General features: G+C 63.7%; 18 protein-coding genes. 11 read left to right on the forward strand and 7 right to left on the reverse strand.

Annotated features, from left to right (window positions below):
• Positions 1–40 precede the first annotated feature (40 nt).
• On the reverse strand, positions 41–937 hold the full coding sequence (locus tag ML540_RS15550) for a phosphoribosylaminoimidazolesuccinocarboxamide synthase (protein ID WP_243363317.1): 897 nt from the start codon (positions 935–937) through the stop codon (positions 41–43).
• 19 nt (positions 938–956) lie between these two features.
• A complete protein-coding gene (gene hisD / locus ML540_RS15555; protein ID WP_243363318.1) occupies positions 957–2,261 on the reverse strand; it encodes a histidinol dehydrogenase in 1,305 nt (434 codons plus the stop codon).
• Between the two features lie 166 nt (positions 2,262–2,427).
• Between hisD and ML540_RS15560 the strand changes: the two genes are divergently transcribed.
• Positions 2,428–3,699, forward strand: coding sequence for an MFS transporter (locus ML540_RS15560; protein WP_243363319.1), 1,272 nt, complete (start codon positions 2,428–2,430; stop codon positions 3,697–3,699).
• Between the two features lie 72 nt (positions 3,700–3,771).
• A complete protein-coding gene (locus ML540_RS15565) occupies positions 3,772–5,190 on the forward strand; it encodes an FAD-binding oxidoreductase (protein WP_243363320.1) in 1,419 nt (472 codons plus the stop codon).
• A 183-nt stretch (positions 5,191–5,373) separates the two neighbouring features.
• Here ML540_RS15565 and ML540_RS15570 read toward each other — a convergent pair whose 3' ends face one another.
• Both ML540_RS15570 and xerD read right to left on the reverse strand, forming a co-directional pair.
• Complete coding sequence (locus tag ML540_RS15570; protein ID WP_243363322.1) at positions 5,374–8,091, reverse strand: CBS domain-containing protein; 2,718 nt, start codon at positions 8,089–8,091, stop codon at positions 5,374–5,376.
• Entirely contained in the window at positions 8,088–9,032 is a 945-nt protein-coding gene (xerD, locus tag ML540_RS15575; protein WP_243363774.1) for a site-specific tyrosine recombinase XerD, read from the reverse strand. The genes ML540_RS15570 and xerD overlap by 4 nt, the downstream gene beginning before the upstream one ends.
• 86 nt (positions 9,033–9,118) lie before the next feature.
• On the opposite strand from xerD, the gene ML540_RS15580 reads away from it, so the two are divergent.
• From ML540_RS15580 to fsa, 4 genes are read left to right on the forward strand one after another with little or no spacing between them, the layout of a single operon-like run.
• Positions 9,119–10,291, forward strand: coding sequence for an LL-diaminopimelate aminotransferase (locus tag ML540_RS15580; protein ID WP_243363323.1), 1,173 nt, complete (start codon positions 9,119–9,121; stop codon positions 10,289–10,291).
• Between the two features lie 45 nt (positions 10,292–10,336).
• Complete coding sequence (folK, locus tag ML540_RS15585; RefSeq protein WP_279343502.1) at positions 10,337–10,864, forward strand: 2-amino-4-hydroxy-6-hydroxymethyldihydropteridine diphosphokinase; 528 nt, start codon at positions 10,337–10,339, stop codon at positions 10,862–10,864.
• An 18-nt stretch (positions 10,865–10,882) separates the two neighbouring features.
• Complete coding sequence (locus ML540_RS15590) at positions 10,883–11,155, forward strand: transcriptional regulator (RefSeq protein ID WP_243363325.1); 273 nt, start codon at positions 10,883–10,885, stop codon at positions 11,153–11,155.
• Positions 11,156–11,158: 3 nt separating this feature from the next.
• On the forward strand, positions 11,159–11,806 hold the full coding sequence (gene fsa, locus ML540_RS15595; RefSeq protein WP_243363326.1) for a fructose-6-phosphate aldolase: 648 nt from the start codon (positions 11,159–11,161) through the stop codon (positions 11,804–11,806).
• 103 nt (positions 11,807–11,909) lie between these two features.
• Here fsa and ML540_RS15600 read toward each other — a convergent pair whose 3' ends face one another.
• On the reverse strand, positions 11,910–12,665 hold the full coding sequence (locus ML540_RS15600) for a substrate-binding periplasmic protein (RefSeq protein ID WP_243363327.1): 756 nt from the start codon (positions 12,663–12,665) through the stop codon (positions 11,910–11,912).
• Positions 12,666–13,505: 840 nt separating this feature from the next.
• Positions 13,506–15,248 (reverse strand): adenine deaminase, encoded by a 1,743-nt coding sequence (ade, locus tag ML540_RS15605; RefSeq protein WP_243363328.1) that lies wholly within the window; start codon positions 15,246–15,248, stop codon positions 13,506–13,508.
• Positions 15,249–15,360: 112 nt separating this feature from the next.
• Between ade and yedF the strand changes: the two genes are divergently transcribed.
• The gene (gene yedF, locus ML540_RS15610) at positions 15,361–15,984 is read left to right on the forward strand and encodes a sulfurtransferase-like selenium metabolism protein YedF (protein ID WP_243363329.1); all 624 of its coding nucleotides are present in this window, start codon (positions 15,361–15,363) and stop codon (positions 15,982–15,984) included.
• Between the two features lie 153 nt (positions 15,985–16,137).
• The gene (locus ML540_RS15615) at positions 16,138–16,866 is read left to right on the forward strand and encodes a pseudouridine synthase (RefSeq protein ID WP_243363330.1); all 729 of its coding nucleotides are present in this window, start codon (positions 16,138–16,140) and stop codon (positions 16,864–16,866) included.
• A 206-nt stretch (positions 16,867–17,072) separates the two neighbouring features.
• Here ML540_RS15615 and ML540_RS15620 read toward each other — a convergent pair whose 3' ends face one another.
• The gene (locus tag ML540_RS15620) at positions 17,073–18,047 is read right to left on the reverse strand and encodes a hypothetical protein (RefSeq protein WP_243363331.1); all 975 of its coding nucleotides are present in this window, start codon (positions 18,045–18,047) and stop codon (positions 17,073–17,075) included.
• 84 nt (positions 18,048–18,131) lie between these two features.
• On the opposite strand from ML540_RS15620, the gene ML540_RS15625 reads away from it, so the two are divergent.
• From ML540_RS15625 to ML540_RS15635, 3 genes are all read left to right on the forward strand, one after another.
• Positions 18,132–19,562 (forward strand): RtcB family protein, encoded by a 1,431-nt coding sequence (locus tag ML540_RS15625; RefSeq protein ID WP_243363332.1) that lies wholly within the window; start codon positions 18,132–18,134, stop codon positions 19,560–19,562.
• 43 nt (positions 19,563–19,605) lie between these two features.
• Positions 19,606–21,885, forward strand: a complete 2,280-nt coding sequence (locus ML540_RS15630) for a response regulator (RefSeq protein WP_243363333.1) — start codon at positions 19,606–19,608, stop codon at positions 21,883–21,885.
• 104 nt (positions 21,886–21,989) lie between these two features.
• Positions 21,990–24,002 carry a hypothetical protein gene (locus tag ML540_RS15635; protein ID WP_243363334.1) on the forward strand — a complete coding sequence of 671 codons (2,013 nt, stop codon included), beginning with the start codon at positions 21,990–21,992 and terminating at the stop codon, positions 24,000–24,002.
• The last annotated feature ends 43 nt before the right edge of the window (positions 24,003–24,045 follow it).

Raw genomic sequence — 24,045 nt, forward strand, 5'->3', positions numbered from 1 at the left:
TGGCGGGCGGGGGCTTTCCCCCGCGCGGCGTCTCTTGGGTTCAGAACGACAGGGCCTCTCCGGTGAGCGCCTGGTAGGCTTCGAGGTATTTTTCCCGGGTCCGGGCGGCCACGTCGGCGGGCATGGCGGGCGCGGGCGGCTTCTTGTTGAAGCCCACGGACTCCAGCCAATCGCGCACGTACTGCTTGTCGTAGCTGGGCTGTCCCTGGCCGGGAGCGTAGCTGGCGGCGGGCCAGAAACGCGAGGAGTCGGGGGTGAGCACCTCGTCGATGAGGATGAGCTCGCCGTCGATCATGCCGAATTCAAACTTGGTGTCCGCGATGAGGATGCCCTTGTTCCCGGCGTATTCGCGCGCCTGGGAGTAGATGGAAAGGGCCGTGTCCTGCACCTTGTCGAAGAGCGCCTGCCCGATCATGGCTTTGGCCTGGTCCAGGGTGATGTTCTCGTCGTGGCTGCCCAGCTCCGCCTTGGTGGAGGGGGTGAAGAGCGGCTTCTCCAGCTTGTCTGACTCGCGCAGGTTTGCGGGCAATGTATGGCCGCAGACCGAGCCCGTGGCCTTGTAGTCCTTCCAGCCTGAGCCGGTGATGTAGCCGCGCACGATGCACTCTATGGGCAGGGGCTTGGCCTTGCGCACCAGCACGGCCCGACCCTCCAGCATGTCGGCGTGGGCCTTGAGCGGAGCGGGGAAGTCGGCCGGGTCGGTGGCCAGCAGGTGGTTCTTCACCAGCTTCTCGAACATCTTCATCCAGAATATGGTGATTTTATTAAGGATAACGCCCTTGAATGGGATGGGGTCCGGCAGGATGACGTCGAAGGCCGAGATGCGGTCCGTGGTGACGATGAGCAGGCTGTCGTCCGAAACCTGGTAGATGTCGCGCACCTTGCCGCGCGAAACGAGCGGATATTCCTTGATGTCGGTGGTGGTGACCACTTGCATGGCTTGCTCCTGGGGGGGATTATTCGTTGCGGCACTCGACGGACCGGGCATGGGCCTCCAGGCCTTCCAGCCGCGCCAGCCGCGCGATCTTGGCCCCATGCCTGCGCGCGTAGGCCGGGGGCGCGGCGATGAGGCTCGACTTCTTGGTGAAGGTCTCGACGGACAGGGCCGAGGAGAACCGGGCGTTGCCCATGGTGGGAAGCACGTGGTTGGGACCGGCGAAATAGTCGCCCACGGGCTCGGGGCAGCCGCAGCCCAGAAAGATGGCGCCCGCGTGGCGGATGTCGGAAAGGATGCTCCAGCCGTCGGCCACGGCCAGCTCCAGGTGCTCGGGGGCCAGCTTGTTCACCAGCTCGATGCCTTCCTTGAGGCCGGGCACGGTGACGATGGCTCCCCAATCGGCCAGGGCCTTGCGGGCGATGTCCCCGCGCGGCAGGCGCTCGAGCTGCGATTCGAGTTCGCCTTCCACTGCCCGGGCCAGCTCGGGGCTGTCCGTGACCAGGATCGAGGCAGCCAAGGGGTCGTGCTCGGCCTGGGAGAGCATGTCCGCCGCGAGCCAGGCGGCAGGGGCGCTCTGGTCGGCCAGGATGACGATCTCGGAGGGGCCGGCGATCATGTCGATGCCCACCTGGCCCACCAAAAGCCTCTTGGCCGTGGTGACGTAGATGTTGCCGGGGCCGGCCAGCACGTCCACCGGAGCGATGGACTTGGTGCCGTAGGCCAGGGCGGCGATGGCCCAGGCGCTGCCCACGCGGTAGATTTCCTCGATGCCGAGCATGGCGGCGGCGGCCAGGATATAGGGATTGAGCGTGCCGTCCTTGCGCGGGGGCGACACGGCCGCGATGCGTTCCACGCCTGCCACCTGGGCAGGGATGGCGTTCATGAGCAGCGAGGAGATGAGCGGCGTCTCGCCGCCCACGCCGCCGGGCACGTACAGGCCCACGGAGTCCACCGGGCGCACCAGCTGGCCGAGGATCGTGCCGTCCTCGCGGGTGGTCCACCAGGACTTTTCCTTCTGGGATTCGTGGAACAAGCGGATGTTGGCGGCGGCCTCTTCAAGGATGGCCATGTCCTCGGCGGGAACCTGCCGTCTGGCCTCGGCGATGTCCTCGGCCGGGACGCGAAGCATGGAAGCGGTGAAATCCGGGCAGTCGAAACGGCTGGTATAGCGGGCGAGGGCCTCGTCGCCGTGCTGCGCCACGTCGGCCAGGATGTCGCGAACACGCGATTCCACGGCCTGGTCGGGATTCTCCCGGCCTTTGAGCTTGGCGTGCAGTGGGGCGAAATCCTCGGGACGCTGGTATGTGAGTTGCGGGCAGGGCATGAAGGCTCCTGATGGCGTCGTTGGCGGCTTGATAGATTATGCAGGGGGCTTTGTCGAGTACCGCAAGCGCTCCGCGCCCCTCTTGAAAGGGGGGCCCAAAGAGCGTAGCCCTTGGGCCGCCGGGGCTTCTCCCGGCCCTTCCACACTTCCCAAGCCGCGAGGAACCATGACGCAGCCTCTCGACAGCGCGGTGGCCAAAGCCTCCTGGAGGATTTTGCCGCTTCTTTTCCTCCTCTATATAGTGGCCTACCTGGACCGCATCAACGTGAGCTTCGCGGCGCTTACCATGAATAAGGACCTGGGCCTGGACCAGACCGCCTACGGCCTGGGCGCGGGCATATTCTTCCTTGGCTACGTCATCTTCGAGATTCCGAGCAACCTCTTTCTCGAACGCGTCGGCCCCAGGCGCTGGATCGCCCGCATCATGGCCAGCTGGGGCATGGTGACCATGGCCCTGGCCTACGCCAAGGGACCCACGAGCTTCACCGCGCTGCGTTTCCTTCTGGGAGCGGCCGAAGCCGGGTTCTTCCCGGGCATGATCCTCTACCTGACGTACTGGTTCCCCCAGGCCAGGCGCGCCCGCGCCGTGGCCCTGTTCATGACCGCCACTCCCATCGCCGGGCTGGTGGGCAGCCCCCTCTCCGGCTGGATCATGCAGCTGCACGGCGCGCTCGGTCATGCGGGCTGGCAGTGGCTGTTCCTGCTGGAAGGGGTTCCCGCGGTCGTTCTTGGCGTCGTCGTGCTCTTTCTGCTCCCTGACGGACCGGGCCAAGCATCCTGGCTCACCGCCGAGGAACGGGACGCCCTGAAGACCGCCCTGGACGGAGAAAGCCGCGCCGTGGCCGCGCGCCACCTCTCCAGGCTGCGCGACGGCCTGACGAGCCCCAGGGTCTGGCTGCTGGGATTCGTCTATTTCTGCTCGGTGCTGGCCATGTACGGGCTGGTCATGTGGCTGCCGCAGATCGTGGCTTCAGTCACCGGCGCGAGCACGCTTTCCGTGGGCGTTTACGTGATGGTGGCCTACTTTTTCGCCGCCGCGGGCATGGTGGTCATTGGGGCCAGCTCCGACAGGCTTGGGGAGCGGCGCTGGCACGTGGCCGGGTCCATGGCCCTGTGCATGGTGGGGATGCTGGTGCTCACCCAGAGTACGGGGCTCGCGGGAATCCTGCTGGGAGCTTCCGTCGCGGCCACGGGCATCTGGGGCGTGCTCGGACCGTTCTGGGGGCTGGCCACGCGTTACCTCACGGGGACCGCGGCGGCGGCGGGCATCGCGCTGATCAATTCGCTGGGCAACGTGGGCGGGTTTCTCGGGCCGTACCTGATGGGCTGGGTGAAGGCCCACACCGGGGGCTACGAGCAGGCGTTTCTGTTCATCGCCGGGGTGATCGTTGTCGGGTGCGTGCCGGTGTATTTCATGGGAGCGACGAAGGAATCGTAAGGAGTGTCAATTTCATCTTTGCTTTCTGTCTTTTTCTGCTACCTATCATGATGGCAGGAAAGGGAGGGCGAAATGGACACACGCTTGCAGACCCTTGGCGGCGGGGCGGTGAAGCTTGGCAGCGATGATCTCGGCGCTTTTCGCGGCTCGTTGCGGGGCAGCCTGCTGCTGCCGGACGAACCGGGGTACGACGCGGCCCGGATGATCTGGAACGCCATGATCGACAAGCGCCCGGGCATGATCGTCCAGGCTCTGGGCGCTTCGGATGTCATGCGGACGGTCAGTTTCGCCCGCGAAAGGAATGCGCTTCTGGCTGTGCGCGGGGGCGGCCACAATATCGCGGGCAATGCCGTCTGCGAGGGCGGGATCATGCTCGACTTGTCGCGCATGCGCTCCGTGCATGTGGACCCCGACTCGCGTCGCGCCCGTGTGGAAGGCGGCGCGCTGCTCTCCGACGTGGATAGGGAAACCCAGGCGTTCGGTTTGATGGTTCCCGTGGGAATCAACTCCACCACGGGCATTGCCGGGCTCACGCTCGGCGGCGGCTTCGGCTGGACCAGCCGCAAATTCGGGCTGACCATCGACAGCCTGCTCTCCGTGGATATCGTCACCGCCGACGGTGAGCTGCGCCGCGCCGACGCCGCGCAGCACCCCGACCTGTTCTGGGCCGTGCGCGGCGGCAGCGGAAATTTCGGGGTGGTGACCTCGTTCGAGTTCAAGCTCAACAGCCTTGGCCCGCAGGTGACCGCCGGGCTTTTGCTGCATCCCTTCGCCGAAGCTCCGGCGCTCATGCGCGAATACCGGCGTCTGGCCGCCGCCGCTCCGGACGAACTGAGCGCCTGGCTGGTGCTGCGCAAGGCGCCGCCCGCTCCCTTCGTGCCGGTTGAGTGGCACGACAAGGAAGTCCTGATCATCGCGCTCTGCTATGCCGGGCCGTTAGCCGATGGTGAAGCTGCGGCTGCGCCGTTTCGCGCCTTGGGCAAGCCCATCGCCGATCTGATCGGTCCTACTCCGTTCGTGGGCTGGCAGGCGGCGTTCGATCCGTTGCTGGCCCCGGGAGCACGCAACTACTGGAAGAGCCACGACTTCAAACAGCTGTCCGACGGTGCATGCGACGCGCTCGTGGATGCTATCCGGCGGCTGCCCTCCAACGAATGCGAAGTGTTCGTCGGGCATCTCGGCGGCCAGGTCAACCGCGTGCCGGCCGACGCGACCGCGTTCCCCCGCCGCGACGTGGAGTTCATCGTGAACATGCACACCCGCTGGCGTGATCCCGCGCAGGACACGACCTGCATCGCCTGGGCGCGGGACCTTTTCAAGGCGCTCGCCCCGCACGCCCTGGGCTCTGTGTACGTGAACTTCATGCCCGCGGATGAGACTGACCGTATCCGGGGAGCCTTCGGCTCGAACTATGAGCGGCTGGCCGAGGTGAAGCGTCGCTACGACCCGCAGAATCTGTTCCGGCTGAACCAGAACATCTCGTCGCACTGAAGCTTCATCCTGGAGAATACGTTCCAACACGGCACCGAGGGAAACTCGGGGCTCATCATTGCGCGTGGAATGCCTTGATGACGGATGTGATTTCCGCCGAGCCAGAAGGGTCGGACGTCCGACCGCCCCGCCAATCCCGGCACCTTGTTCGCCGATGAACGGCGCTGCCGCATGCGTTAATCTTTAGGCGGCGGGGGAACTTCCCGATTTTTCCGCCGCTTCCGGCATCCAATCCAACCCCACGTCCCCCTCGGAGAGCCGCTTGGCCAGGGCCAGCTGCTCGGCCCGGCAGGTGGCCTTGCCGTCAAGCAAGGCGGCCGTGATCGTACGCAGGATATCCCCGTAGCGCGGCCCAGGCGGGATGCCCAGCGCCTTCAGGTCCTCTCCTCTGATGTCGATCTGCTGGGTGCGCAGGGTGGTGAGGTACAGCGAGATGGAGCGCTGCACGGTCTCCTTGGGGTGGCGTGCCATCAGGTACAGCACCCCTTCCAGGGGCAGGTCCCTCAGCAGGAAGTAGAGCTCGCTGTAGAGTCCCTTGCGGTATTCCCATTCGAAAATGGTTTGCGCCGTGTTGCGGATGCAGTGGCGCAGATGCAGGAACGCCTCCTGGTGGTGGGCCGAGAAGCCCATGCGCTGGGCCACGCTCACCACCTGATCGTCCTCCATGCCCGCGCACAGGCCCAGGAAGTAGATGCGCCATATCTCTGGGCGCGGCTCGGTGTAGAGCAGGCGATACCAGTTGACCACCCGCTCTGACTCGGCCAGCACCTCGTCCTTGCGCGTGTCCAGGGCCAAGAGCGGGTGGATGGCCGCAAGCAGCCCGAACTCGTCCATGCGCCGGATGCAGGACAGAGGATTGTCATCCTCCAGGATGTGGCGCATCTCGTGGAACACCCGCGATCCGGACAGCTTGTGCACGAACTGGTTGGTGATGGCGTTTCGTATGAGGCGTTCGGTCTGGGCCACGATCTTGAAGTTGAAGCGCTGCTCGAAACGGATGGCGCGCAGGATGCGGGTGGGGTCCTCCACGAATGAGAGCGAATGCAGCACCCGGATGGCGCGTTCCTTCAGGTCCCGCTGGGCCCCGAAGAAGTCCACCAGCTTGCCGAACTGGCCGGGCGTCAGGTGCACGGCAAGGGCGTTGATGGTGAAGTCGCGCCGGTAGAGATCCATCTTGATGGAGGAAAGCTCAACCGTGGGCAGGGCCGCCGGGTATTCGTAGTATTCCAGGCGCGCGGTGGCCACGTCCACGCGGGTGCCGTCCGCAAGGATCACCACTGCGGTCTTGAACTTGCTGTGGGCCTTCACCCGCCCCCCCAACTCCCGGGCCAGCGCTCCGGCGAAGAGGATGCCGTCGCCCTCCACCACCAGGTCCAGGTCGAAGTTGGCTCGTCCGAGCAGCAGGTCGCGCACGAAACCGCCCACCACGTAAGCCTCGTACCCCATGGACTGGGCCAGGGCCCCGGCTTTCTTCAGCAGCTGGTGGAGCCGCGCGGGCAGCTTGTCCCGCAGGTGTCCGGCCACGTTGCGCTCGCTCTTTCGCTCGGCCCCCACGCTTTCCGGGATGCGGGCCGGCTCGCGCACCAGGGTGTTGATCAGGTCCGTGCGCGTGACCACGCCCACCACCTGGCCGTCCTCCACCACTGGCACCTGGCGCTGGCGTTGCCCCAGGATGATCTCCATGACGTGGTACAGGTCGGTCTTGGGGCTGACGGTCTGGGCGCCCAGCATCATGTAGTCGCTGGCGTCCGAGCTTGCCAGGCCGTGCTTGATGGCCTTGTCCACGATGTCGTGCTCCAGGATGCCCAGGCAGGTCCCGTCCCGGGAATCCACCACGGGCAGGGCCTTGAGGCCGTAGTTGGCCATGAGCTCCTGGGCTTCCGATATGGGCCGGTCGTTTCCGATGACCTTGGCCGGGCGGCTCATGAGGCTTTCGGCCAGAATCTGCGGGTTCACCTGGGAGTAGAGCAGCCCGAAGAGTTCCTCCTTGGCCTGGGTGAGGGTCCTGTCCTTGATGGAGGCCGAGGCCGCGTATGTGTGGCCGCCCCCGCCGAGCGAGGCGCAGATGCGACCCACGTCCACGTCGGTGGTGCGCGAGCGGGCCACCAGATGCACCCGGTCTTTCATGAGGGCCAGGGCGAAGAGCACCCTGATGTTCTCCATGTCCATGAGCTTGTGGGCCAGCAGGGCGAAGTCGCCCACGTAGTTCTCAAGCGTCACCTCGGCCACCACCACCTCTACGCCGTTGATGTCGTATGTGGTGGAGGACTCTATGAGCGAACTCATGATGGTGATCTGTTCGGCGGAAAGTTCGCGCGTGAGCAGTTCGGACAGGGTAGGCATGTCCATGCCCTGTCCCTTGAGCCAGGCGGCGGCGGTGAAATCCTCTTCAGTGGTGGAGGTGAAGGTGAAGGAGCCGGTGTCTTCGTAGATGCCCAGCGCCAGGAAGGTGGCCTCGTCCGGGGTGAGGATCAGGCCGCGCTCCATGATGAGGTGGGTGAGGATGGTGGTGCTCGATCCCCAGGGCTTCACCACCGAGAGTTCGGAGGGGACGTCCTCTTCGGTGTCCGGGTGGTGGTCGTAGAGGTGGACGTGGATGCCGGGCTTGTCGAGAAGCGGGTCCACATGGGGCACGCGGGAGCGCTGGCGGGTGTCCACCATGACCAGTGTTTCCACGGTCTCCGGGTCGATGTCCTTGTAGGTCTTGAAGTTGAAGAGGTAGGTTGCGCTCTGGATGAAGAAGTTGCGGATGTTCTTCTCCTGGCTGCCGGGAAATATGAGCGTGGCGCCGGGGTAGAGCTTGCTGGCGGCGATCATGGCGGCCAGGGCGTCGAAGTCGGCGTTTATGTGCGCGGTGATGACCGTGGGAGCGGCCAAACCCTTGTGGGGCTTGGGGATCATGAACCCTTCCTTGTGGAGCTTGAGCGGGGATGGTGGCTGCGGTGGACGGCCGTCAGCCGGTCGGCCTGCACGTGGGTGTAGATTTCCGTGGCCGAGATGTCGGCGTGTCCCAAAAGCATCTGCACGGTGCGCAGGTCGGCCCCGCCCTCAAGCAGGTGGGTGGCGAAAGAGTGGCGCAGGCTGTGGGGGGATATCTCTTTGCGGATGCCGGCAAGCAGGGCGTAGCGCTTGATGAGCTTCCAGACCCCCTGGCGCGAGAGCCCCTTGCCCGAGCGGTTCAGAAACAGGAATTCCTTCACCGGCTTGAACGCCGGACGGATGGACTGCATGTAGCGGGCGAGCAGGTCCTGTGCCAGGTCGTGGATGGGCACCAGGCGCTCCTTGTCGCCCTTGCCGAACACCCGCAGCACCCCGGCCTGGGCGTCGAAATCAAGGGGCGTCAGCGTGATGAGTTCCGTCACCCGAAGCCCGGCGGCGTAGAGCAGTTCAAGCATCGCCCGGTCGCGAAATCCCAGGCTGGTCTCCATGTCCGGGCGTGCGAGCAGTCCCTCCATCTCGCCCTGAGAGAGCACGTCCGGGAGCTTGCGGGGCAGCTTGGGAGCCTCGATGAGTTCGGCCGGGCTTGCGTCGATCCATCCCTCGGCCACGGCGTGGGCGAAGAATCCCCGCATGCTGGAGAGATGCCGGGCCAGCGACCGGCTGGTCAAACCCTTCTGGCGCAGGTACATCAGATAGAGAAAGATGGTCTGGTCGGAGACGTCCTCAATCGCGGAGGAACGCTCCGTCAGGAATACCTGGAAGTGCAGCATGTCCTGCGCGTAGGCCGCCAGGCTGTTTTCCGAGAGTCCCTTCACCACCAGCAGGTGTTCCAGCCATGCGTCCACCCAGGGATGGGCGGGAGGAGGGGAGGAGGGCGCGTCGCGCTGCTGCTTGGTTTTTATTGACACTTCCAGGGGCCTCTTTTTATGACCTCGTGGCCTGTTATTCCATTTCTTGCGTTTACGCGCAATCGCCCAAGGAGCCTATCATGCCTCAGTTCAAGATGGCCGATCGCCTGGCCGCGCTGCCTCCCTACCTGTTCGCCGAGATCGACCGCGTGAAGAACGAGGTCAAGGCGCGCGGCGTGGATATCATTAGCCTTGGTATCGGGGACCCCGACATGCCCACCCCCGACTTCATCGTGGACGCCCTCTACGCTTCCGCCAAGAAGCCCGAGAACCACCAGTATCCGTCTTACGTGGGCCTGCGCACTTTCCGCGCAGCCGTCTCCACCTGGTACAAGGGCCGCTTCGGCGTGGACCTGGACCCCGACAACGAGGTGGTCAGCCTCATCGGCTCCAAGGAAGGCATCGCCCACTTCCCCCTGGCCTACGTCAACCCCGGCGACCTGGTGCTGGTGTGCACCCCCAACTATCCGGTGTACAACGTGGCCACCGGCTTCGCGGGCGGCACCACCAAGTTCCTGCCCATGACCGACGCCAACAACTTCCTGCCTGACCTGGACCAAGTCACCGACGCCGAATGGGACAAGGCGAAGATGATCTTCACCAACTTCCCCAACAACCCCACCTCGGCCTGCGCCCCCAAGAGCTTCTACGAGAAGCTGGTGAAGAAGTGCCGCGAAACCAATACCATCCTGGTGGCCGACGCCGCTTACACCGAGATGTATTACAACGAGGCGGCCAAGCCCATCTCCGTGTTCGAAATTCCCAGCGCCAAGGACGTGGCCATCGAGTTCCACTCCTTGTCCAAGACCTACAACATGACCGGCTGGCGCATCGGCATGGCCGTTGGCAACTCTGACCTGGTCAAGGGCCTGGGCAAGATCAAGGAGAACGTGGACTCCGGCATCTTCCAGGCAGTGCAGGAAGCCGGCATCGCCGCCCTGGAAAAGGGCGACGCCTACGCCGAGAAGTTCCGCGCCGTCTACAAGGAGCGCCGCGACACCCTGGCCGCGGGCCTCAAGAAGATCGGCATCGACTTCCGCCTGCCCGAGGCCACCTTCTACTTCTGGTGCAAGGTGCCCAACGGCCAGGACTCCAAGGGCTTCGTCACCAAGGTGCTCCAGGAGACCGGCGTCGTGGTCACCCCGGGCAACGGCTTCGGCTCCCCCGAGGCGGGCGAGGGCTACTTCCGCATCGCCATGACCGTGGGCAAGGAAAAGATCGAGGAAGCCCTCTCGCGCCTGGCGAAGATGTAAGGCGAGAACATAACTCGGCATACTGAACATACGGCTCTGGTCGCCCTGGGCTCCAACCTGGGCGAACCCGCGGCCACGCTTCACCGGGCCGCCGGACGCATGCACGGGATTCTCCCCGGCGTGCGCCTGGCGGCCCGCTCGCGCGTTTGGCACACAGCCCCCCTGGGAATGGCGGCCATGGAATATCCCCGGCCGGAGTGCCAGCGGGAGGTAGTAACCGGGCCCGCAGCGGCGGCGACTTCCCCCTGGTACGCCAACATGGCCGTGCGCCTGGATTGCCCGCCGGACGTCACCCCGGAGGCCCTGTTCGAGGCGCTCATGGCCCTGGAGGCGGAACTCGGGCGCAACCGGGTGATGGAAACCCGCTGGGGGCCTCGCGTCATCGACATCGATCTGCTCGCCTTCGGAGCCGAGACCCGTGCCACCCCTCGCCTGACCCTGCCGCATCCGCGCATGTTCGAGCGGGCGTTCGTGCTCCTGCCCCTGGAGGAAGTCGCCCCCGAGACCGCCACGCCGGAGCGGATCGACTGTTTGTCATTTACAGCGTCTGGAACTATGATATTCCAACTCTAGAAAAGGATCGTGCGGACCATGTGGAAATTCGTTATTTTCGCCGTCGCGGCCTTCATCCTTTGGAAGATGTTCGCCGGCGACATGAACCGCCGCAAGCAGGAGACCAAGAAGGAGCAGGAGACCCTCATCGCCAAGGGCGAGATGGTCAAGGACCCTATCTGCGGCTCCTACGTGTCCATCGAAAATTCCGTGAAAGCGCGTGACGGCGGAACCGTCCGGCATTTTTGCAGCTACGAGTGCCGGGACAAGTTCCTGAAGCAGATCGAAGCTTCGAAAACCAAAGAGGGGTAACGGATGAAATTTTTCCTCGACAGCGCTAGCCTCGATGAGATCAAGGCGGCCAAGGACATGGGCATGCTCGACGGCGTGACCACCAACCCCACGCTGTTTTCCAAGGAAAAGGGCGACTGGCACAAGACTGCCGAGGCCATCTGCAAGGAAGTCGACGGACCGGTGAGCCTCGAGGTGGTGGGAACCAACGCCGAGCAGATGCTGGCCGAGGCCAAGGAACTCATCAAGTTCGGCCCCAACGTGGTGGTCAAGATCCCCATGGTCTTGGAGGGACTCAAGGCCGTACGCCAGCTCAAGGCGCAGAACATCCCGGTGAACGTCACCCTGGTCTTTCAGCCGCTGCAGGCCCTCATGGCCGCCAAGGCCGGGGCCACCTTCGTGAGTCCGTTCGTGGGCCGCATCGACGCCATCGGCGGCGACGGCATGGCCATGGTGGAGGAGATCGTCACCATCTTCCGCAACTACGCCTACGAGACCGAGGTTCTGGTGGCCAGCATCCGCAATCCCACTCACATCGTACGCGCCGCCCTCATGGGTGCGGACGTGTGTACGGTGCCGTTTTCCGTGATCAAGGAGTTGGTGAAGCACCCCCTTACCGACGCGGGCCTGGAGACATTCCTCAAGGACTGGGGCAAGGTGGAGAAGGGCTAGAGGAAACCCGCCCGTCCGGATTCCACAGAAATTCCGGACGGAGAAGCGTGTATGCGTGAACGCCGGGAGCGGTCCGAAGACTGTTCCCGGCGTTTTTTTTGCGTCAGTCGTCCGCGCCGCCGGGCTGCCGGGCGCAGAGCTTGACGATCGAGGCGTTTATTCGCTCCACGACATCTTCGGGGACGCCCTTGCCGCATATGATGTAGCGGCTGTTCCGGTTCAGGATGACATCCTCAAGGGGCGACACCACGAACGCTTCCTTGGGTTTTCCGGACATGTGGATGATCTCATCAATTTCGGATTCCCTGGCCAGGGTGTATGAAAATCGCTCCAGAGCCAACATCAGAGCTTGCTGCTTTCTTTCAGGAATTTCAACCAAACGTGTGCCGTTGTTTTTGAACACCGCGTCAACATGCTCGCCGTAGGTCCATCCCCGCACGAGGCCGACGGACAGATTCGTATTGGCGGCCAAGGTCTCGAGGCGGAGGCCCAGCGGCTGAATATTAAAGTTATTCTTTAAGAATACGGCGACGAGGGGGGTGTCGCGAATGATGGGCAGGGTATATCTGACGTAATATTCCCGCTCAGGCGTTTTGAACCAACCGAAAGAACACAGGGTGCTCCCGTCCTTCTGTATCTCGGCGAGGATTCTCTTCGAGGGCATTTCGACAAAGGTCGCATCGATACCCGCTTCGGCAAGGATTTTCCTGGTCAACTCCACAAGGGTTCCGACGGCGTTGCCGTTCTCCGTGTAGTTGTATGGAGGGCGTTCAGGGTACGCGAACAGGAGGGACTGGCACGAAGCAGCATTGGGCATGGTGAGCATGCATAGAGCGATCAAGAAAGAGAATATTCTCATGCCGAACCTGCTGGCACTGAGTTGAAGGGGGCTGCAGTTCTCGTCCGCTTGCAGTCAGTTATGATGATGCTATGAATTTAACTAACAAAAATATGAAACAAATCAAGCGCTACGATTTTACAAAACAGAGGATGGCGGGGATAATGAGGAGCTGACTGCAATCACTTGGGGCGTCTTTGGTTCTGTGAAAGAGGTGCCGGTTACGGTGACTGACGACCTGCGTCAACGAGTGTCCAAATTTATTCGACCGCCCAGGATCGTCTGAGATCGATTTCAAGGGGCTTTCCCTTGGATGAGTTTGCGAAACAGGCTCAATTTGATCCTGGGGCATTTATGGGGAAATATTCTGTTTTAGGTCAATTTTGAGCTTCAGACTGGGCCACTGAGGCGTGGTCGGCGAAAGATTGGGTAGAGAGGGTCGACGAGCTTCCGAGTGGAATTCATCCAGGGCGCAGATCTGACGTCGCATGTATGTGGCGAGAGCTACGGGGTGCGGCCTGGAGCTAGAGTGGGTGGCTCCGCAGAGACTTGCCGTTATGTGGGACCTTGCAGGCGGGAGGTCTGTTGTGAGCCGGAGGCGCCCTCTTCGGGCATATCCGTCTGTGTCTCATAATGTAAATTATGTAAACTTTAAGAACGGGGCTGCCCCCGCCCTGCCAAACGAAAGGGCGGCCCAGGCTTTCAAACCTGAAGCCGCCCTGAAGCGTTGATAGGGTCTCCTGGGCCTATTCCGCGCCAGGCGTCATTATGGATGGCCGAGGCATGAACCGCAGCAGTTAACTTGTAGCGTCGGACGGTCAGAGTTCGTTCCGTTCGGCGGTCCCGCGCGCATCATGAGTTTCATCCCACCCACAAGTCGACCATGGAGAACGTTCCTACGTCCACCAGGCCCTTGTCCGTGAGCTTCAGTTCGGGGATCACGGCCAGGGACGAGAAAGACATGGCCATGAATGGATGCGTGTACTCGTCCGGGTTGATGGCCACCGACCTGAAGGCTTCGATGAGTTCCCTGCACCCGACCACGACCTCCTCCATGGGCTTCAGGCTCATGAGGCCGGCCAGAGGCAGGTCGACCAGCGCCAGCACTCTGCCGTCGGCCACAATGCAGTATCCACCGCCAGCTTCCGCCAGGGTGTTCCCGGCCAGGGCCATATCCGCGTCGGACACCCCCGTCACGATGAGGTTGTGCGAGTCGTGGGCGATTGTCCCGGCCAGGGCTCCGCGCCCCAGGCCCAGGCCGTGGATGAATCCCAGAGCGATGTTGCCGTTCTTGCCGTGCCGCTCCACAACGGCGAGCTTGGCCAGGTCCTTGGCCGGGTCGCCCATGGCCAAGCCGTTTTCGAAACGCGGCGTCACCACAAGCGACTGGGTGATGATCTGCCCGGTCACGGCTCCGATGCAGCGAACCTTATCTTTCACTTTAACTATTTCGAAGTCGGAAGCCCTGAGCTTTCCGCCGAGAACGTTCAATTTTACAGTGTTTTCTGCGTGAACCGCACCGCTCGGTCCGAAAGAGATGCCCGCCACATCCTGACCGTTCAGGATGGATTTCCAGACGGTGAACCCCTCCAGGTCGTCCAGGATCACCATGTCCGCCCTGTATCCGGGGGCCACTGCCCCCCTGCCCCGCATGCCGAAGTGACGGGCGGTGTTGATGCTGGCCATCTGGATGGCCCGAACCGGGTCCATACCCAGGCTCACGGCCATGCGCACATTGTGGTCCATGTGGCCGTTGGTGGTCAGGTCCACGGGGTCGCGGTCGTCGCAGACCATGGAAATATTCTGGGAATTGAACTTGTTGCAGACCTTGATCAGGTCCTTGAGGTTCTTCTCGTCGCTGCCCTCGCGCATGAAGAGGTGCATGCCCTTGCGCAGCTTCTCCATCGCTTCGTTCACGTCCGTGCATTCGTGATCCGAGCTGGGACCAGCCAGGATGTAGGCATTGAGCGCCTTTCCGGACACCAGCGGCGCATGCCCGTCCACCACCGCGCAGGAGCAGGCCACAATCTTGGCCAGCACGGATGGGTCCTTGGCCAGCACGCCGGGATAGTTCATGAGCTCGGCCAGCCCAAGCACCCTATCCAGGTTCTGCAGCACCAACTGCTCCACGTCCTCGGCTGTGACCTCCGCCCCCGATGTCTCCATATTGGTGGCCGGCACGCAGCTCGACACCATGATATAGAAGCTCAAGGGACAATCCTTCGTCAGGTCAAGCATGTGCTCGATGCCTTCACGCCCGAGCACGTTGGCGATCTCGTGGGGGTCCCACACCACGGCGCAGGTGCCCCGCGGCGCCGCCGCACGGGCAAACTCCCAGGGGGTGAGCAGCGTGGATTCGATATGAATGTGACCGTCGATGAGTCCGGGGCAGACGTATCGGCCCTGGCAATCGATGACCTTTTTGGCCTCATAGTCTCCGAAGCCGACGACGATCCCGTCCGAGACGGCGATGTCCGCCTCGTGGATGTCGCCCGAGAGCACGTTCACCAGGCGGGCGTTCTTGAGCAGCAGATCCACCGGCCTCTCGCCCAATGCCAGGGCGATCTTTCCGGCCAGGGCCGCCACAGGCGCGCTGAAATTCATGCATTCCTCCGTCATTGGCCGCCTCCTTGGAGACCGGCCTTATGTATCAGGGGATACTATTTGACCCCCGTGCCCGTGTCCATGCTAATCACCGGGGAAAAGGACAGACACAATGAGCGTGAAAACACTGGATTGCCTGGGCATGACCTGCCCCCAGCCCCTGATGGCCTGCCGGGCGTGCCTCGAGACCGAAGCGCCCGAGGCCCTCACGGTGCTGGTCGACGACGAGGCCGCCCTGGAGAACGTCACCCGTTTCCTCACGGCCAGCGGCTACCAGCCTTCCTCCGCCAAGGACGGACGCACCTGGATCATCAGCGCCGCGCGCGGCCCCGAGGCGGGCAAGGCCCCCGCACCCGCCGTGGAGGACTTCCCCTGCCCCGTCCCCAGACCCGGCGAACGGACGCGCGTCGTGGTGTTTCTCACCGCCGAGACCATCGGGCGCGGCGACGACGGCCTCGGCGGCAAGCTCATGGGTAATTTCCTGAAGACCTTGCCCGAACTCGGCCAGGACCTCTGGCGCGTGGTCATGGTCAACGGCGCGGTGAAGCTGGCGGCGCTGGACAGCCCGCATCTGGATGCTCTCAAGGTACTGGAAGCCCAGGGCGTGGACATCCTGGTGTGCGGTACCTGTCTGGAGTTCTTCGGCCTCATGGACAAGCGCGCCGTGGGCCAGACCACCAACATGCTGGACGTGGTCACAAGTCTGCAACTGGCCACCAAGGTGATCGACCTGTAGTGGGCGATGGAGAACCCGCCGGGTAATCGAAGCCCGGCCAAGGGGATCCCGGGGCCAAAGGGCTGGCGCCCTTTGGCATCCCGTATTATGGGTCCGGGGATGCGCTCCAAACAACCAACTTCTGCAAACTCCGCCCCGGAAGCCGATGCTCCCATGCGTTTGAACAAGGCCCTGGCGCAAGCCGGGGTCTGTTCGCGCCGCAACGCCGACGAACTCATCCGCTCCGGACGCGTCACCGTGAACGGCCGTCCTGCCGACCTGGGCACGGCCGTGCGCCCTGGCATCGACGACATCCGCGTGGACGCAAGGCCCGTGGGTGCCCCGGACGCACGCGAACACCTCTATTTTATTCTCAATAAGCCCATAGAGACCGTGACCACCGCAAAGGACCCCCAGGGGCGCAGGACCGTCCTGGACCTGATGCGTCCCCAGGCGGGCGGGCGCAGGCTCTTTCCGGTGGGACGCCTGGACTATTTCTCTGAAGGGTTGCTCATCCTCACCACGGACGGCGATCTGGCCAACCGCCTCATGCACCCGCGCTGGCACCAGCCCAAACTCTACCGGGTCACGGTGCGGGGCGATGCCGGTGAAAGCACCCTCGCGGCCATGCGTGGGGGCATGACCCTGGCCGAAGGCGAGACACTGGCCCCGGTGAAGGCCCGGCTGGTGCGGAAAGACGCCCGGTCGAGCGTGCTGGAGCTGGAGCTGATCCAGGGTGTGAACCGCCAGATCAGGCGCATGTGCCGCGATCTGGGGCTGACCATCCTGAAGCTCGTCCGGGTGGCGCAAGGGCCGCTCAAGCTCGGGACCTTGGCCACCGGGGCGTCGCGTCCGCTGACGCCGGACGAGGTGGAGGCGCTCAAGCACTCGGTAAACTTGTAGAAAAGAATGTCTCCGGCTGCCAGAGAGGGCCTGTCCTCTCTGGACTCTCCCGCCAGGGGATCATCCCCTGGACTCGTAAATAGCTTCGCGCCCTTGAGCGTCGGAACGCTCAAGGGCGCGAAGCTATTTAAAAGTTTTTGAGAGAGTCCAGAGAGAACTTTTTTCGAAAAGTTCTTTCTGGCCGCCGGAGGCATCTTCCTCTCATATCATAATGGCATCTTCGACGCTTCACGCCCCAGCGCCGCCATGCGCTTGATCCGGGCGGCGCTTTTTTCCACGCTGGTCCTGACCTGGTTTTCGCGTATGTTGAGCTGGACGGTGTCCACGGCGGTGGCCGCTTCTTCCAGGCGTTCGGCAAAGCGCTGCATCTCCGCTCTGGAGTCATTGGCCTGCGCCCTGCCGATCACCTCGGTCAGCCCGGCGCAGGCTTCGAGGGCCTTGTTCACGGCTTTGACGTAGGTGGTCCCGATGAATCCTTTTTCCTGGGCCGTGAGCCCGGCCGCCGCACCCGCCCAGGAAGCCGTTTCGGCGGCGAGGCGGGTGAGGCCGTTCTTTTCGCGCTCCAGGGCGCTTGCATATGTCTTACGCAGATAGGCGGCGGTGTCGCCCGACTGGGCCGGGTTGAAACGGGCTTTCTCGGCGATGTTCAGGGACGTGAACATCTGGTTGAAATCCTTCATGTACTTGGCGGTCGTCCCGGCCTGAGCCACGCCGATCATCTCGACCCGGCCGTATCCAGTGAGTATGATGCAGCCGTAGTATTCCAGGTCCTGCCCGTCGCGCGGCACTACCCAGTAGGACAGCACGCGAGAGGTTTCGTCCAGCAGGGCCTGCTTGAGCTGGTATTTTTCCGGGCTCACGGTCCAAAGCTCGGAGAAATCGAGCTTTGTGTCCTTGGTCATGATGTCCAGGACGCCCTGGGGGGTGGGGTCGAGAACCTGCCGGATCACCATGGTGGGATAGCCCTTGCCTGTTGCAGCGGCGTCCTTGTGGGCCAGGATGCTGACCCGCCCTCCCTCGCCTCCTCCCTTCTGCTTCACGGTCCAGCCTGCGGGCAGCTTGAGGGTGAAGGAGGCGTCGGCGGCGGTGAGGGAATCCTCGGAATCGCCGCCGGGCATGAGCGGAACCCCGGCGCAGGCGGTGAGTGTCAGGCAGATGATAAGTGCGGTGAGCGTACGCATTGTTTCGTCTCCTCGGGATAGGGGGAATGCGCCCGCGCGGGGGATTTTGTCAAGCGCGCCGGAGTGCGGCGCACGGGAGGCATCATGGACGTGGGCATGCTCGAAAAGATGGATTCATGGAGATGGATGCTGCACCCGCGGGGGGGCATGCGCGTCCCCGCCGTGATGATCGGCTCACGTGAACTCGTGCGATCCCTGGACGACACGGCGTCCAAACAGATCGCCAACGTGGCCTGCCTGCCGGGCATCGTGGGCGCGGCCTACGCCATGCCGGACGCCCACATGGGCTACGGATTCCCCATCGGCGGCGTGGCCGCCTTCGACCCGCAGGAGGGGGGGGTCGTTTCGGCCGGAGGCGTGGGCTACGACATCGCCTGTGGCGTGCGGACCCTGACCACGGGCATCCATAAAGATGACATCCGTCCGGTGCTGGAGCGCCTGGCGGACCGGCTGTACTCCGCTATCCCGGCCGGAGTGGGGAAAACGGGGGATCTTGCACTCAAGGGACGGGACATGGACGCCATGCTGGAAGGCGGCGCGGTCTGGGCGGTGAAGCAGGGCTACGGGGAAAAGGCCGATCTGGAACACATCGAGGATGGGGGCCGCGCGTCGGGAGCCGATCCCTCCCTGGTGTCGGACCAGGCCAAGAAACGGCAGCTGGCCGAAACCGGCACGCTCGGGTCGGGCAACCACTATCTGGAGGTCCAGGTGGTTGAGAGCGTCCACGACAGCAAGGCGGCGGCGGTCTACGGGCTTGTCGAGGGAGAGGTGGTGGTGAGCATCCACTGCGGTTCGCGCGGGCTCGGGCATCAGGTGGCCTCGGACTACCTGACGCGCATGCTCCACAAGGCCCCTAAATACGGAATCAAGCTGCCGGACCCGGAACTGGCCTGCGCGCCCATCGAGTCGGGCCTCGGCAGGGAATACCTGGCGGCCATGCGCGCGGGCATCAACTGCGCCCTGGCCAACCGGCAGGTGCTCACCCATCTGGTGCGTGAGGTGTTCGCGGAGTTCTTTCCGAATAACTGGCTCTGGCTCCTCTACGACGTGTCTCACAACACCTGCAAGGAGGAGACGCATCTGGTGGACGGCAAGCCCCGGCGGGTCTTCGTGCACCGCAAGGGGGCCACGCGCGCCTGGGGGCCGAACCATCCGGAGCTCCCCGCATGGCTTCGCGGCGTGGGCCAGCCCATGCCTGTGGGCGGCAGCATGGGAACGGCCTCGTACGTGCTGGCCGGGACCGATCTGTCGCTTGAGCGATCGCTGGGATCGTCGTGCCATGGCGCGGGCCGCAGCCTCTCCAGGTCTCAGGCGCTCAAGCGCTGGAAAGGGCGCGACGTCCTGGAGTCCCTGGCCCGGGACGGCATCATCGTGCGATGCCACGGATACAAGGGAGTCAGCGAGGAGGCTCCCGGAGCGTACAAGGACATCGACGCCGTGGTGGAGAGTTCCGTGGGTGCGGGAATAGCCGCCACTGTGGCCAGGATGCGTCCCCTTGCATGTGTGAAGGGATAGTGGGTTGCAATAGCTCCTGGAATTGGTATTGGGGATGAAATCCATGATGCACCAGTACCAAGACAAAAAGCCGATGCGCCTGCTGGTGATTGACCCGTCGCCGGAGTTCACCGTCTCGCTGGCCAACCGGCTTCAGGGCCTCACTCGCATCCAGGCCGAATGGAGCATGGCGGGCACCGTGGGCGAAGCCTGGGAAGCCATCGCCCTGCGGCACTTCGACGTCATTCTGGCGGGGCTGCCCCTGCCCGCCCCCCATGGTCCCGATACCGGCGAGCTGGCCACCGTGTTCTCCGGCCTGCCCGTGGTGGGATTCTGCGACACGGGCTCCAGCCTCTTTCTGCACTCGTCGCTTTCCGAAAACGTGGTCATCGTCCTGCCGAAATCCAGGCTCGACAACTCGCTGCTGGAACAGAGCCTGCTCTGCGCTACGGACAGGGCACAGCTCTGCCGCCAGCTCGAAAACGCCCAGGAATCACTGGCGTCGTCCGAGAAGCGCTTTCAGAGCATCATCGCCAGCAACGCGGACGGCATCGTCGTGGTGGGCATCGACGGACTCATACGCTTCGCCAACACCAGCGCCGAGCAGCTGTTCGGCGCCACGGCCCAGCAACTGGCCGGGGAGCGTTTCGGACACGCGCTTATCCCCGGCGGCACCATGGAAATCGAAGTGCTCTCCCGCGACGGCGTGCTCAAGACAGTGGAAATGCGGGTGGTGCAGTCCCGGTGGGAAAGCGGCGAACTCGTCTACCTGGCGTCACTCCGCGACATCAGCGCGCGAAAACGCCTGGAGCGCGACCTGACGACCATGAAGGAAGCCGCTGAAGCAGCCAACCGGGCCAAGAGCCAGTTCCTGGCCAACATGAGCCATGAGATCCGCACGCCCATGAACGGCATTCTGGGCATGAGCGAGCTGCTCCTTGCATCCGATCTCACCGACAAGCAGCGCGACTATCTGGACATGGTGCGCCAGTCCGCGTCGTCGCTCATGGAAATTCTCAACGATATCCTGGATTTTTCCAAGATCGAGGCCGGGAAGCTCGAACTGGAAGAGCACGTTTTCGACCTGCACTCCACCATCCGCAGCGCTGTCGGCATCTTCACGGCGTTGGCCCAGAACAAGGGGCTCACGCTGGAGTGTTCCGTGGCCCCGGACGTACCCGTGCGAGTGAAGGGCGATTCCGGACGCCTGCGCCAGATCATCGTCAACCTCGTGGGCAACGGCGTGAAGTTCACCAGCCAGGGCCGCCTGTCCGTCAGGGCGGAATGCGTGAAAGCCTGTTCAGGCCCGGCGATTATCCGCATCGAGGTGGCCGACACCGGCACGGGCATACCCACGGACAAGCTCCACACCATTTTCGAGAGCTTCACCCAAGCGGACAACTCCTCCACCAGAAAGCATTATGGAACGGGCCTGGGCCTGGCCATCTGCAAACACCTGGTGGAACGCATGAGCGGGCGGATATGGGTGGAAAGCCTCGAAGGCCGTGGGAGCACGTTCTTCTTCGAAGTGATGCTGCCCATGGTGGACGAGGCTCCGCAGTTGCCCACGCCCAAGCCCGCCCCGAAAACGGACATCGGGCCGCTGACCATACTGCTTGCCGAAGACAACCTGATCAATCAGATGTTCGCAATCGAGATACTCGAGCAGGACGGTCACACCGTGATCGCCGTGGCCAACGGGGCCGAGGCTCTGGCCACGCTTGCCAAGACGCGTGTGGACGTGGTGCTCATGGACATCCAGATGCCGGAAATGGACGGGGTGGAGGCCACGCGGCGCATCCGCTCCGGCGAAGTTCCCGGCATCTCCCGTGAGCTGCCCATCATCGCCATGACCGCGCACGCTCTCAAGGGCGACCGGGAGCGTTTCCTGCAATCGGGTATGGACGGATACCTCTCCAAACCCGTAGGGTCCGAGGACATCCAGACGGCGCTCCATCAAGTGCTTTGCGCCAAAGACGAATCTCCGGAGGTCTGTGTGTCCGGTTCGAGCATTCTCAATGAACAGTGGCTGTTGGACAAGGCGCGGGGCAACAGGGATTTCCTGAAGAAACTTTTCGCGGTCTTCGTTGATCAGCAGCCCGGCAAGATCGCCGAAATGCGCCTGGCTCTCGACGATGGCGACCTGGAGCAGGTGGGATTCATGGCCCATACGCTCAAGGGCGGCGCGGCCACCATGGGGGCGGAGGTACTCAAGGACCGGGCCTTCGAAGTGGAAAAGGCGGCCAAGGCTGGAGACGCCGGGCTGGCCGGACGCGAGGTCGAACTCCTGGTGGGCGAACTCGACCAGACCATCCGTGTCATGAAGGAGTTCATGACCCGCTGACGCCTTCCGAGCGTCGCACGGCGTTTGCCTCCAGGGCTTTTTCGAAGTATGGCGGTGACCCGCGAGGCCGGACGTCCCGCGCATAGGATACTGCGAACCACTCCATGCATTCCAGCCGCCTTTTTCGTTACGCCCTCCCCGCCCTGTTCCTCGCGCTGGGGTTGTGGCTCGTGCCCATGGCCATCCTGGGCACCGGTTTTACGCGCATGCCAGGTGAACCCTGCGACGCCGGGTTTTCCAACTACGTGTTGGAGCACGGGTACCGCTTTATTCGAGGGCTAGAGCCGTCCTTTTTCAGCGCGCCTTTCCTCTATCCGTTCAAGGACGCCATCGCCCTCTCGGACAACTTCCTGGCCACCCTGCCTGTCTATTCGGCCTTTCGGCTGGCGGGCTTGGACCGTGAAGGAGCCTATCAGCTCTGGTTTCTTTCGCTTTTCATCCTGAACTACTGCTGCGCCTGGTTCGCCTTTTCCCGGCTGCGCCTTCCCGCCGTGCCGGCCGCGCTCGGAGCATATCTTTTCGCCTTCATGGCTCCTGTGCTGGAGGAAGTCACCCACCCGGCGCTTCTGCACCTGTTCCCCATCCCGCTGGCCGTCTGCGGGTTCGTGCTCTGGGCCGAAAGCGGCTCCGTCCGTGCTTTCGCGGGCATGAGCCTGGCGGTGGCCCTGCAGTTCTACGGCGCGTTCTACCTGGGCACCTTTCTGGTCCTGGCGCTGGCGCTGTACGGGATCGCCTGGCTGTGCATGAACCGCGGCATAGGCGGCGCCTGGACCGAACCCAGGACGTTCTCCCTCCTCGGATGCCTCACGGGCGCGGGCGTATTGCTCTGGCCGTTGGCCTCGCCTTACCTGGCCGTGGCCGAAGCCAATGGTTTCCAGCGCTTCTGGAGCGAAGTCGCGTCGCAGCTGCCCACCCTGCCCGACCTTTTCCGGGCCAGCACCGGCAACTTCTTCTGGGGCTGGACCTCGAAAGCCGGGGACATCGAGTCCTTCAACAACGCCATGCACGTGGGGCTCGTTCCCTGGCTCTGCCTTGGAGTATTTCTCTACCTGCTCTTCACGCGGCGCGGCGACAAGCGCCTGGCCGCGGCCCTGGCCACCTGGGCTCTGTTGACGGCGCTCACCCTGAACATCGGCGGAGTAAGCCTTTTCAGGCTCCTGCAGGGGCTGCCGGTGTTCCAATCCATGCGGGCGCTTACGCGCGTGGTGCTAGTGGAGTCATTCTTCCTGGTGCTGATCTGCGCCGGTACCATGACCGCCCTCGCCCAGGCGGTGAAGACGCCATGGATCCGCAATGCCCTGCTGGCTCTTTTCTGCCTCGTCGCGGTGCTGGACCAGTACGACACCCTGCTTGACCATTACGGCTACGAGAAGGTCGACCGGGCCAAGGAGATAGCCCAGGTCCGGGAAGACATCCTGCGAGACGCTCCCGAAGCCGGGGTCGTGGCTTACCTGCCCGCCCCCAGGGATGCGTCCATGGACTGCCGGGTGACGGTGGCGGCCATGCTGGCCGGTCAGGATATGGGCAAGGCCGTAGTCAACGGCTACACCAGCTGGTTCCCGAGGGGATACGGCTTCTTCAGGCATTCGGACTGCCCGGAGCTGGAATCGTGGATGCTGCGGAACCAATCCCGCTCCGGTTCTCCCCTCTTCCAGGGTTTCGCACAGGCCGGTCCGGGCGCGGCTCAAGCCTGCGCCCTCCCTCCCTCCAGCCGTGAAGAGGCTCGAAACGGACTTCTGCGCTTGTTTTCCTCCTCCGGCTCCAAGGAAGACCTCATCTGGGCGCTTGGCATGAAAGGCTTTTCCGTACTGGGAAATGGCGAACTCTGGATGGGCCGGCGGGCGGAATTCTCGCTGCGTTCGGGGGAGAGCCTGGTGCTTGAAGGCGTGAGCCTTTCCCCTCTCGAGGTGCGGATGTACGTGGACGGCAAGGACGCGGGCAAGCTGTCGTTCTGGGGGCTGCCCAACCGGGTGACGCTCTTCGCGCCGGGCCGGGACGTGCGCTACACGCTGGTTGCGGACAAGTCCTTCACGGCACCGATAGGCAGCCTGCTCCCCGAATTTCCGGAGGTGAGCGTGATATTCACCAAAGTGGCCTTTCGGCCCGCCTCGAGCTGAGGCGTCCCCGACGCGAAGCTATCGGGGGATTCCAAAGGGAGGC

It is taken from the genome of Fundidesulfovibrio terrae (assembly GCF_022808915.1).
Lineage (GTDB): Bacteria > Desulfobacterota > Desulfovibrionia > Desulfovibrionales > Desulfovibrionaceae > Fundidesulfovibrio > Fundidesulfovibrio terrae.